The sequence below is a fragment of the Helcobacillus sp. ACRRO genome (genome assembly GCF_022347125.1).
GTDB lineage: Bacteria > Actinomycetota > Actinomycetes > Actinomycetales > Dermabacteraceae > Helcobacillus > Helcobacillus massiliensis.
Genome location: NZ_JAKRNG010000008.1, coordinates 83639 through 93994 on the forward strand (window position 1 = coordinate 83639; position 10356 = coordinate 93994).

Below are 10356 nucleotides of genomic sequence, written 5' to 3' on the forward strand. Positions count from 1 at the left end.
GGGTCCATGACACCGCAGCCTTCAGTCAGCTACTCCATCACCATCCGTCTGGAGTTCGCCGCGAACTCCGCCGCCATCAGCGACATCACCGGCACCATCGAGAAGATGGGCGGCAGCGTCACCGCTCTGGACGTCAACGCCTCCGGCCCCGAGCGGATGCGCGTGGACATGACCGTCCTGACCGCCGGCCACGACCACGCCATGAACGTGGTGGAGGCGCTCAAGGGCATTGAGTCCGTCGAGCTCGGCAAGGTCTCCGACCGCACCTTCCTCGCCCACCTCGGCGGCAAGCTCGAAGTGAAGTCCAAGCATCCGATCCGCCACCGCGACGACCTCTCCCTCGTCTACACCCCCGGTGTGGCACGCGTGGTGAAGGCGATTGCGGAGACCCCGTCGGACGCCCGCCGCCTCACCATCAAGCGCAACACGGTCGCCGTGGTGACCGACGGCTCCGCCATCCTCGGCCTCGGCGACCTCGGCCCTCTCGCCGCGCTGCCCGTCATGGAGGGCAAGGCCGCCCTCTTCAAGCGCTTCGCCGACATCGACGCTTTCCCCATCTGCCTGGATGCGACTGAGGTGGACGACATCGTCGCCCACGTGAAGGCGATCGCGCCCGTGTTCGCCGGCATCAACCTCGAGGACATCTCCGCCCCCCGCTGCTTCGAGATCGAGGACCGCCTCCGTCAGGAGCTGGACATCCCCGTGTTCCACGACGACCAGCACGGCACCGCCGTGTGCGTGGTGTCCGCTCTGCGCAACGCTCTGCGCGTGGTGGAGAAGGACATCCGGACTGTCCGCATCGTCCTGTCCGGCGCGGGCGCGGCCGGCACCGCGATCCTGCGCCTGCTGAAGGCCGCCGGCGCGGAGGACATCGTGGTCGCCGACATCGACGGCGTCATCCACTCCGGTCGCAAGAATCTCACCGGCCGCCTCCCGTGGATCGCCGGGGTCACCAACCCGCGCGGCATCACCGGCACCCTCAAGGACGCCGTCAAGGACGCCGACGTGTTCATCGGCGTCTCCGCTGCCAACATCCTCGACGAGGACGACATCGCTGCGATGGCGGACCGCTCCGTGGTGTTCGCGATGGCGAACCCGGAGCCGGAGATCGATCCGGTGATCGCGGCCCGCCACGCCGAAGTGGTTGCGACCGGCCGGTCCGACTTCGCCAACCAGATCAACAACGTGCTCGCCTTCCCCGGCGTGTTCCGCGGGCTGCTCGATGCGCGCGCGAAGAACTTCAGCGACCGCATGCTGCTCGCGGCCGCGGAGGCGCTCGCGGACGTGGTCAGCCCTGAGGAGCTGAACCCGAACTACATCATTCCCTCGGTGTTCAACGAGCGCGTCACCTCGGCAGTGGCGGACGCGGTGGAGCAGCAGGCGCGTGAGGAGATGGGCACCGTGGACACCATCACCGGTGCGATCCCGGCGATCAAGGGCGGCGAGATCCACCTCTGAGCCGCGCTCTTTCAGCAGCCCCGCCCCGGAACCGAATCCCGCGGCGGGGCTGTCTGCGTTCGTGACAGGACGTGTTGTGGCGCACAGCGATGGTGGAGGCGGGCCGTGGCGCCGGGTGCGGGCCGCCGCAGTCGGGTGTCACGCCGGTCGCTAGGATGGCGGCATGACTTCGACGACTCTTCGCACTCTGCCCGCTGGCACCGCGGCCGGCGCCTCCAGCGCGGTCGCCGCCTGCGGCGCATCCGCCACTGGCGCGGCGGCACGTGGCGCCTCCGCTTCCATCAATGATCCGAACGATCCGGGGCCCTATGCCGCTCCGGATGCGCCGACGGCTCCGTCCAGCACCGCGGTCCTCGACCGTGAGGAGCAGCTGGAGGACGCCGACGAAGGCGATCACGACCGCTTCGCGCACTATGTGGAGAAGGAGAAGATCGCGAAGGCGGCGCTCAACAACTCTCCGGTGATCGCCCTGTGCGGCAAGGTGTGGGTGCCGGGCCGTGACCCGGGCAAGTACCCGGTGTGCCCGCAGTGCAAGGAGATCTACGAGCAGATGGGCCAGGGCGGCGGCTCCGGCAAGGGCGACGGCGACGGCAAGGGCGACTCCGGCCGCTCCGGCTTCGGCGGGCTCGGCCGCTTCTTCGGCGGCGGCCGCTGACCTCGGCCTCCCAGCCCACTCCGGCCTCCGATTGGCCTCCGGCCCCGCCTGGCCTTCGGTTCGCCCCGGCTCACCCCGGCCTCCGGTTCGATCCCTGGCCCCGCCTGGGCCGCTGACCCAGGCCTCACAATCGAAAGCGACTTTTTTGCAGAAAAGCCCCGGCCTTTCCGCAGAAAAGTCGCTTTCGTTTCGCGACGGGCGAGACGGTGGCGGCCGCGGCGGGCGTGGCGGCCGCGACGGGCGTGGGGGCTGCCGGGGCGCAACGGTGGTGGCTGCGGCGGCGAGGGTGTCCGGCACCTCGATGCGGCCTGCGTCCGGACACCCCACGGTGGGGCTACAGTGGATGCGCTCATGAACTCATATGCCTCTGCTTCGCACGATCCCGGCCCCAAGCACCCGTCGTCCTTCGCCGCCCAGACCCTGCCGCCCGCGTTCCCTGCGCGCGCCGCCTGGGGAACGGCCGCGAAGCTGCGCGCCTGGCAGGCCGAGGCGCTCGAGCTGTACCAGAGCACGCAGCCGCGGGACTTCCTCACCGTCGCCACCCCCGGCGCCGGCAAGACCACGTTCGCGCTGCAGATCGCGGCCGGGCTGCTGCAGGACGGCATCGTCCGCCGCGTAACCGTGGTCGCCCCCACGGAGCATCTGAAGACCCAGTGGGCGGACTCCGCCAAGCGCGTGGGCATCGCGCTGGACCCGAACTTCACGAACGCGCAGGGCCGCCACGGCGCCCACTTCCAGGGCGTCGCCGTCACCTACGCGCAGGTGGGGGCGAACCCCCGGCTGCACCGCGCCCGCACCGAGGCCGAACCCACGCTCGTGATCCTCGACGAGATCCACCACGCCGGTGATGCCCTCACCTGGGGCGACGGTGTGCGCGACGCGTTCGACCCCGCGAAGCGGCGCCTCAGCCTCACCGGCACCCCGTTCCGCTCCGACGACGCCCAGATCCCGTTCGTCGACTACGAACCGGACGAGCAGGGGCACCTCCGCTCCAAAGCGGACTACACCTACGGCTACCGCAGCGCCCTCCAGGACTACGTGGTGCGGCCCGTTCTGTTCATGACCTATTCGGGGCGCATGCACTGGCGCACCAAGGACGGTGACGAGATCTCCGCGCAGCTCGGCGCGATGGAGACCAAGGACATCACGCAGCAGGCGTGGCGCACCGCACTGGACCCGAAGGGCGAATGGATCCCGACCGTGCTGCAGGCCGCGGACCAGCGACTCACCGAGGTGCGCCGCCATGTCCCCGACGCCGGCGGTCTCGTCATCGCCACCGATCAGAAGGCCGCGCGCGAATACGCCCGGATCCTTCTGCAGATCACCGGGCAGCCCGCCACCCTGGTCCTCTCCGACGATGCCACCGCCGGCTCCAAGATCGAGCAGTTCTCCGACTCCGATGACCGCTGGATGGTCGCGGTGCGCATGGTGTCCGAAGGCGTGGATGTGCCGCGCCTGTCCGTCGGCGTGTACGCCACGTCCACTGCGACCCCGATGTTCTTCGCGCAGGCTGTAGGCCGCTTCGTGCGCTCCCGCACCCGCGGCGAGACCGCCAGCGTGTTCCTGCCGTCCGTGCCGATCCTGCTGGCGCTCGCGAACGAACTCGAAGCCGAGCGCGACCACGTGCTCCAGCAGCGCACCGAGACGGGCGATGAGGAGACCGGGCTCGACGAGGACGCGCTGCGGGAGGCGAACCGTGCGGCGCGCGCCAGCAACGAGATGGAGACGTTCGAGGCGCTGGAGTCCGACGCGCATTTCGACCGCGTCCTCTTCGACGGCGGCGAGTACGGCACGCACGCGATGGCGGGCAGCCAGGAGGAGCTGGACTTCCTCGGCATCCCCGGGCTGCTGGACGCCGACCAGGTGACGGATCTGCTGAAGGAGCGTCAGCGCTCCCAGCAGACCCGCGGCGGCTCCTCCTCACAGACATCCGCGACCGCGCACGACATCGCCGACCACCGGGACATCTCCGCTCTGCGGAAGGAACTGTCGTCCCTGGTGAGCGGGTGGGCGAAGCGCACCGGCACCCCGCACGGCAGCGTCCACAACGAGCTGCGCCGCCGCTGCGGCGGCCCGGCGGTCCCGCAGGCGAGCGCCGCCCAGATCCAGGACCGGATCGACGTGCTGCGCGGCTGGTTCGTCGGCAAGAAGTAGCCGGCCGACGGAGCCCGGCGCGCCGGCGAGGTCCGCACCCCGAGGGAGGCCGACGCACCGACGGGGCCCGGCCCCGTCCAGCGCCTCAGTCGGTGACGGCGTCCGCGCTCAGCACCACCGGCAGGATCACCTCGCCGTCCTGGCCGGACAGCACCGAGTCATCGAGTTCCGCGATAGCGGCGTCATGCACCTGCCGGGCCCGCTGGATCCGTTCCTGCTGCCCGAGCTCATCCAGACATCGGCCCTGGTCGATCAGGGTTACGTGCAGCGGGCGCACCTGCTTCCCCGGCGGCAGGATGAGGGTGTCCTCTTCGGCGCCGCTCTGGTGGGGGAGGATCAGTTCGTGGGTGGCGCGCCCGTCGGCCCCCAGCACGCGGTAGGCGCGCTTGCGGCCCGCGATCGTGGCCTTGTCCGCGGACTTCTTCGCCACCGGCACCATGGTGCCGTCCTCGCCCTCGCGCTCCACCAGTTTGTACACGAAGCCCTGAGCGGGATGGTCGCCGCCGGTGACGAGACGGGTGCCGATGCCGTAGCCGTCGATCGGCGCCTCCCGCAGCTCGAACACCCGGTACTCGTCCAAGTCGCTCGTGGCGGTGATCTGCGTACCGGTGGCGCCGAGCTCATCGAGCTGGGCGCGCACCTCCCGCGCCGCCGCGGCGAGGTCACCGGAGTCCAGACGGACCGCCCCCAGGTCGCGGCCGGCGATCTCCACGGCGATGCGGACCGCTTCGCGGATATCGTAGGTGTCCACCAGCACGGACGTGCCTGCGCCGAGGGAATCGATCTGGGCGCGGAACGCGTCGGCCTCCGAATCGAACAGGAGGGTGAAGGCGTGCGCGGAGGTGCCCACCGTCGGGATGCCGTAGCGGCGGCCCGCCTCGATGTTGGAGGTGGCGCCGAAGCCGACGATCGCGGCGGAGCGGGCACACGCCACCGCCGCCTCTTCGTGGACGCGTCGCGACCCCATTTCGATGAGGGGGCGGCCCGCTGCGGCGAGCTTCATCCGGGAGCCGACGGAGGAGATCGCCGAATCGTGGTTCAGGATCGACAGGATCAGGGTCTCCAGCACCACTCCCTGTTCGAAGGTGGCGTCCACACGGACCACGGGGGAGTTGGGGAAGAACAGTTCGCCTTCGCGGTAGGCCGAGAGGGAGCCGGTGAAGCGGTAGTCGGCGAGGAACGCGAGGAAGTCGTCATCGAACAGGTCGAGGGAGGCGAGGTGGTCGATGTCCCGCTCATCGAACCGGAAGTCGGCGAGGGCGTCGAGCACGCGGCCGATGCCGGTGAACACACCGTAGCGGCGGCCCTCGGGGAGGGAGCGGGTGAAGACTTCGAAGGTGCAGCGGCGGTCGGCGGTGCCGGCGCGGCGCGCCGCCTGCATCATCGTCAGCTCGTACAGGTCCGTGTAAAGCGATGTGGTCACGCCCTCAGCCTAGGATAGGGGGACACCGTCTGCCGACATCAGACCGCCGCCGGCGGGAGGGGAGGAGCACCCATGGTCGAGGCGAGCCCGGAGCGCCGACGAACGGCCCCGGCCCTCAGCGATGCCGATCGCGGACTCGAGCAGGAGCGCGACACCGCCGCGATCGCCGTCCAGGACCGCCTCTGGAACACCGTGGTGTGGAACGACCCCATCAACCTGCAGTCCTACGTGGTGCACGTGCTGCGCACCCACTTCGGCTACGACCGGCAGAAGGCGGAGCGGCTGATGCTGCAGGTCCACCACGAAGGCCGCGCCATCGTCTCCACCGACCCCCGTGAAAGCGCGGAGGGGCACGTGCAGGCGATGCACGCGTTCGGCCTCAACGCGACCCTCGAACAGCAGGAGGGCTGAGCGATGGCGCATTCGTTCGTGCCGCGGCTGGACGGCCGCTACATGTGCCGCCTCGATCAGGACGAGCGCAACGTGTTCGCGCAGGTGTCCACGGAGGTGGTGCAGCTGATCCGCTGGGATCTGCGGATGGACGCCGACGATGACTCCCAGGCCGCGCGTCCCGGACTCGCCTCCGATGACCCGCTCGCGCGCCTGGAGGCGGAGCACGCCGCCGACCAGCAGGTGTCGGCCCCGCGCGACGGCGCCGTCAGGCGCCTGTTCCCGTCGGCCTTCCCCGACGATGACCGCGCTGCCGACGAGTTCCGGCGCTTCAGCCAGACCTCCCTCGCGGAGGGGATGATCGAGACCCTCAACACGGTCATAGCAGCGCTCGGGGCCCATGAGCTCAGCCCCGATGAGGAGCTCGTCCTGGACGCCGAGCAGGCCGACCACTTCGTGCGCGCCATCACCACGATCCGCCTCGTCCTCGCCGACCGGATGGGGCTGAAGAACGACGGCGACTTCGAAGCGCTGCAGCTGCTGCGCTCCAACCAGATCGACGTCACCGAGAAGGAGGACGAGGACGGCGTGGCCAGCCTGGACTTCCTCGCCTCCCTGTACGAGTTCCTCTCCTGGCTGCAGGAATCGCTCGTGCGGGCGATGTCCGCCGGCCTGCGCTGAGCGGCCGGTCGCTGGTGGACCGCGGCCGACGGGTGCCGACTGAGACCCGCGCCGCGGCCCTAGTGTGAGAAGAGGCGCACAGTGACGGGCGCACCGGACTTCGGTGATGACAGTGGCTAGGTTGGTCGTATGAACAGTGCACCGATCGGCATCTTCGACAGCGGGGTCGGCGGGCTGACGGTCGCCCGTTCGATCATCGACCAGCTTCCCAATGAGGAACTGCTGTACATCGGCGACACCGCCTACACCCCCTACGGCGACAAGCCGCTCGCCACGGTCCGCCAGCTCTCCCTGGACGTGATGGACGAACTGGTGGACCACGGGGTGAAGATGCTCGTGATCGCCTGCAACACAGCCACCGCAGCCGTGCTCGCCGACGCACGCGAACGCTACGACGTCCCCGTCATCGAAGTCATCAAACCGGCTGTGCGCCGCGCCGTTGCCACCACACGGAACAACAAGGTGGGCGTGATCGGCACCCGCGCCACCGTGAAGTCCCGCGCCTACGAGGACGCCTTCGCCGCCGCCGTGGACGTGGAGGTCACCTCCGCCGCCTGCCCCCGGTTCGTGCAGTTCGTGGAGTCCGGCACCACCACCGGCCCGGAGGTCATCGCCGCCGCCGAGGAGTACCTGGCGCCGATCAAAGCGGCGGGCGTGGACACCGTGGTGCTCGGATGTACCCACTACCCGCATCTCGCGGGGGCCGTCAGCGTCGTGATGGGTCCCGAGGTGACGCTGGTGTCCAGTTCGGAGGAGACCGCCCTGGAGGTGTACCGCGAGCTGCGCGCCGGCGACCTGCTGCGCGAGGACGCGAAGCCGCCGCTGCACACGTTCGCTGAGACCGCGCCGCGCGTGGGCCGCACCTCGCAGTTCGCGCAGCTGTCGCAGCGGTTCCTCGGCCCCGCGATCTCCCGCACCGCGACCATTCCCATGATCGACTCGAAAGAGGGGCTCGACCAGTGAAGCTCACCGTTCTCGGCTGCTCGGGCAGCTTCCCGAGCGCCGATTCCCCCGCCTCCTCCTACCTCGTGCAGCACGTCGACGATGAGGGCCGCACCTGGAGGATCCTCCTGGACGCCGGCAACGGCTCCTTCTCCACCCTGCAGCGCGTCGTCGACCCGTGCGACCTCGACGCCGTTGTGATCTCCCATCTGCACGCCGACCACTTCCTCGACGTAGCGGCGCTCGAAGTGTTCCGCGCCTACCACCCGGAGCGGGACCTGCCGGTGATCCCGGTGTACGCCCCCGAGGACGCTGCGGCGCGGCTCAACGCCGCCACCGGCAACACCTGCACCACCCCGCCGGGGGCGTCCGGGCCCGCACTCAAGCACGAGGTCCTCGCCGATCAGCGCACCTTCGAGGTGGGGCCGGTGCGGTTCACAGCTCGGGAGGTGCGGCACCCGGGACCCGCGTTCGGCTTCCGCATCGAAGCGGGCGGCCGCACCCTCACCTACTCCGGTGACACCGACTCCTGCGACAGCCTCGTGGACCTCGCCCGGGACGCTGACCTGTTCCTCTGCGAAGCGGGGTACATCGAGGGGCGCGACGACCACATCGAGGGCCTGCACCTGTCGGGCCGCCGCGCCGGTGTCGCCGCTCAGGAGGCGGGCGCCCAGCATCTGCTGCTGACCCACATCCCGGCGTGGACGGACCCGCAGATCCCGATGCGGGAAGCCTCCGAGGTGTTCGAGGGGCCGATCTCGCGCGCTGAACTGCTCGCCACCGTCAGCGTCTGACATCCTGGTGCGGTGACGGCGCCGCAGGAGCGGGCCGCAACCGATCCGATCCGCGAGGAGAACCTGATGAACGCTGAGCCCACGACCGCTGACCGCACCGCCGCTGACGCTCCCCGTGTGGACGGACGCGGCCCCGGTGACCTGCGGGAGGTCCGCATCACCCGCGGCTGGCTGGATCACGCCGAGGGCAGCTGTCTGATCGAGTTCGGCCGCACCCGCGTGCTGTGCGCCGCGTCCTTCACCGAAGGGGTGCCGCGGTGGAAGAAGGGCTCCGGGTCCGGCTGGGTCACCGCCGAGTACGCGATGCTGCCGCGCGCTACGAACTCCCGCTCCATGCGGGAGAGCGTGAAGGGCGGGATCGGGGGACGAACCCACGAGATCTCCCGCCTCATCGGCCGCTCCCTGCGCGCCGTTGTGGATCTGGAGGCGCTGGGGGAGAACACCATTCAGATCGACTGCGATGTGCTGCAGGCCGACGGCGGTACCCGAACCGCTGCCATCACCGGCGCGTATGTGGCCCTCGTGGATGCGATCCAGTGGGGCAAGCGGCACACGTCGGTCCCGGCCGCCGCGACCGTGCTGAAGGACTCGGTGGCGGCAGTGTCCGTCGGTATCGTGGACGGTCGCCCGCTGCTGGACCTGGAGTACCGTGAGGACGTCGCCGCTGACACCGACATGAACGTGGTGATGACCGGCGCCGGCGGGTTCGTGGAGGTGCAGGGCACCGCCGAGGGCGAGCCCTTCAGCCACGAGGAGCTGACCGCTCTGCTGGGCCTCGCCAGTGACGGCTGCCGCGACCTGATCCAGAAGCAGCTCGCCGCGTTCCAGAACTGAAAGGGCCCTCGCTGATGACTGAGCCGCGGATCGTCCTGTCCACCCACAACGCCAAGAAGCTCACGGAGCTGCGGTCCGTGCTGGCGGAGGCGATGCCCGGTTTCGACCCGGCGCTGGTGACCTCCGCGAGCGAGTTGAGCCTGGCCGATGTGGTGGAGGACGGCGTCACGTTCGAGCAGAACGCCCTGATCAAGGCGCGGTTCGCCGCGGAGCGGACGGGCCTGATCGCGATCGCGGACGACTCCGGCATCGCGGTGGATGTCCTCGGCGGTGCGCCGGGCATCTTCTCCGCCCGGTGGTCGGGCCGCCACGGCGACGACCAGGCCAACAATGATCTCCTGCTCGCGCAGCTCGCCGATGTTCCGGACGAGCATCGCGGGGCTCGCTTCGTGTGCGCGGCGGCGATGGCGCATCCGTCGGCCGACGGGATCGCCACCCACGTGGAGCGCGGCGAGATGGCGGGTGTGCTGCTGCGAGCCCCGCAGGGCAATGGCGGTTTCGGCTACGACCCGCTGTTCCGGCCCGACGGGTGCGCGGTCTCCTCGGCGCAGCTGAGTGCGCAGGAGAAGAACGCGATCTCGCACCGCGGTCGAGCGTTCCGGGCGCTCGCGCCGCACGTGGTGGCGCTGCTGGGGGCGTGAGCCGCGGCTGACCCCTCAGGCGAGGCCGGCGTTTGCGAGGGCGCGCTGCACGAGGATGCGGTGGCCCTTCTCGAGGTCCTCCAGAACACGGCCCTCGCGCAGTTCGGCGACGCTGAACCAGGACAGTTCGAGCGCGTCCTCCTGCGGTTCGCATTCGCCTTCCACCGGCACCACGTACACCATGGACACGGCGTGCTGGCGCGGGTCGTGGAAGAGGACATCGGGTCCGTCGGTGGGGAAGTACTCCGCGACCGTCATCGGGTTGATGGACGTGGGGATCTTCGGGAAGCTCATCGAGCCGAGGTCCTTCTCCACGTGCCGTATGATGGCGTCGCGCAGGGTTTCGCGCACGAGGACGCGGCCGGAGACGATGGAGCGGACGAT

11 protein-coding genes are annotated in these 10356 nt (G+C 70.1%); 9 read left to right on the forward strand and 2 right to left on the reverse strand.

What is annotated here, in order from left to right; translation table 11 throughout:
* The first annotated feature begins 6 nt into the window (after nucleotides 1-6).
* The 3 genes from MHY20_RS04695 (at nucleotide 7) to MHY20_RS04705 (ending at nucleotide 4267) form a co-directional block, all read left to right on the forward strand.
* Nucleotides 7-1458 (forward strand): NAD-dependent malic enzyme, encoded by a 1452-nt coding sequence (locus MHY20_RS04695; RefSeq protein WP_239375246.1) that lies wholly within the window; start codon nucleotides 7-9, stop codon nucleotides 1456-1458.
* A gap of 280 nt (nucleotides 1459-1738) precedes the next feature.
* The gene (locus MHY20_RS04700) at nucleotides 1739-2113 is read left to right on the forward strand and encodes a DUF3039 domain-containing protein (protein ID WP_239375280.1); all 375 of its coding nucleotides are present in this window, start codon (nucleotides 1739-1741) and stop codon (nucleotides 2111-2113) included.
* A 351-nt stretch (nucleotides 2114-2464) separates the two neighbouring features.
* A complete protein-coding gene (locus tag MHY20_RS04705; RefSeq protein ID WP_239375249.1) occupies nucleotides 2465-4267 on the forward strand; it encodes a DEAD/DEAH box helicase in 1803 nt (600 codons plus the stop codon).
* Between the two features lie 85 nt (nucleotides 4268-4352).
* Here MHY20_RS04705 and MHY20_RS04710 read toward each other — a convergent pair whose 3' ends face one another.
* Nucleotides 4353-5690 carry a nicotinate phosphoribosyltransferase gene (locus tag MHY20_RS04710; RefSeq protein WP_239375253.1) on the reverse strand — a complete coding sequence of 446 codons (1338 nt, stop codon included), beginning with the start codon at nucleotides 5688-5690 and terminating at the stop codon, nucleotides 4353-4355.
* Nucleotides 5691-5762: 72 nt separating this feature from the next.
* Between MHY20_RS04710 and clpS the strand changes: the two genes are divergently transcribed.
* From clpS to rdgB, 6 genes are all read left to right on the forward strand, one after another.
* Complete coding sequence (clpS, locus tag MHY20_RS04715; protein WP_183373795.1) at nucleotides 5763-6101, forward strand: ATP-dependent Clp protease adapter ClpS; 339 nt, start codon at nucleotides 5763-5765, stop codon at nucleotides 6099-6101.
* A 3-nt stretch (nucleotides 6102-6104) separates the two neighbouring features.
* Nucleotides 6105-6761, forward strand: a complete 657-nt coding sequence (locus MHY20_RS04720; protein WP_183373797.1) for a DUF2017 family protein — start codon at nucleotides 6105-6107, stop codon at nucleotides 6759-6761.
* 129 nt (nucleotides 6762-6890) lie between these two features.
* Nucleotides 6891-7724, forward strand: a complete 834-nt coding sequence (gene murI, locus MHY20_RS04725; protein WP_239375256.1) for a glutamate racemase — start codon at nucleotides 6891-6893, stop codon at nucleotides 7722-7724.
* The gene (locus tag MHY20_RS04730; RefSeq protein WP_183373802.1) at nucleotides 7721-8497 is read left to right on the forward strand and encodes an MBL fold metallo-hydrolase; all 777 of its coding nucleotides are present in this window, start codon (nucleotides 7721-7723) and stop codon (nucleotides 8495-8497) included. The genes murI and MHY20_RS04730 overlap by 4 nt, the downstream gene beginning before the upstream one ends.
* A 66-nt stretch (nucleotides 8498-8563) precedes the next feature.
* Nucleotides 8564-9331 (forward strand): ribonuclease PH, encoded by a 768-nt coding sequence (rph, locus tag MHY20_RS04735; RefSeq protein ID WP_239375283.1) that lies wholly within the window; start codon nucleotides 8564-8566, stop codon nucleotides 9329-9331.
* Nucleotides 9332-9345: 14 nt separating this feature from the next.
* Nucleotides 9346-9972 (forward strand): RdgB/HAM1 family non-canonical purine NTP pyrophosphatase, encoded by a 627-nt coding sequence (gene rdgB, locus MHY20_RS04740; protein WP_239375259.1) that lies wholly within the window; start codon nucleotides 9346-9348, stop codon nucleotides 9970-9972.
* Nucleotides 9973-9987: 15 nt separating this feature from the next.
* Here the strand turns inward: rdgB and MHY20_RS04745 are convergent.
* A partial coding sequence (locus tag MHY20_RS04745; RefSeq protein ID WP_239375262.1) for a DUF4916 domain-containing protein occupies nucleotides 9988-10356 on the reverse strand: 369 nt, incomplete at its 5' end.

What these genes read in the sequence shown, in the direction of transcription:
- MHY20_RS04705 (WP_239375249.1), top strand. Translation starts at nt 2,465, where the DNA reads ATGAACTCATATGCCTCTGCTTCGCACGATCCCGGCCCCAAGCACCCG.
- rph (WP_239375283.1), top strand. Translation starts at nt 8,564, where the DNA reads ATGAACGCTGAGCCCACGACCGCTGACCGCACCGCCGCTGACGCTCCC.
- clpS (WP_183373795.1), top strand. Translation starts at nt 5,763, where the DNA reads ATGGTCGAGGCGAGCCCGGAGCGCCGACGAACGGCCCCGGCCCTCAGC.
- murI (WP_239375256.1), top strand. Translation starts at nt 6,891, where the DNA reads ATGAACAGTGCACCGATCGGCATCTTCGACAGCGGGGTCGGCGGGCTG.
- rdgB (WP_239375259.1), top strand. Translation starts at nt 9,346, where the DNA reads ATGACTGAGCCGCGGATCGTCCTGTCCACCCACAACGCCAAGAAGCTC.
- MHY20_RS04695 (WP_239375246.1), top strand. Translation starts at nt 7, where the DNA reads ATGACACCGCAGCCTTCAGTCAGCTACTCCATCACCATCCGTCTGGAG.
- MHY20_RS04720 (WP_183373797.1), top strand. Translation starts at nt 6,105, where the DNA reads ATGGCGCATTCGTTCGTGCCGCGGCTGGACGGCCGCTACATGTGCCGC.